Here is a 241-nt window from a genome sequence, read left to right as displayed (position 1 = left end):
GTATACGATGTACAATCACAAAATGTCTTCACTTCAATTGCTTCATCAAATTGATCACTTTGAATATATTCAAGTAGCTCAGTTACGATGGGCTTACAGCCTCCACAAGAACCCGAAGCTTTCGTACATTGTTTAATATCCGCCACTGTTGCACAGCACTTATGTTGGACTGCTTCGATAATGATCCCTTTAGAAACATTATTACAGCTACACACCGTTTCTGATAACGGCATCGTAGCCA

The 241-nt window shown here is 39.8% G+C and carries 1 protein-coding gene; it reads right to left on the bottom strand.

The genetic code is table 11. The annotated features are described in order from the left end of the window. A partial coding sequence (locus AOA62_RS29915) for a (2Fe-2S)-binding protein (protein ID WP_178075673.1) occupies positions 1–241 on the bottom strand: 241 nt, incomplete at both ends.

The organism is Pseudomonas sp. 2995-3, from assembly GCF_002742565.1.
GTDB classification, from domain to species: Bacteria; Pseudomonadota; Gammaproteobacteria; order Pseudomonadales; family Pseudomonadaceae; genus Aquipseudomonas; species Aquipseudomonas edaphica.
Note: the sequence above shows the minus strand (reverse complement) of the source record. Positions and strands in the feature narration are given on the sequence as shown.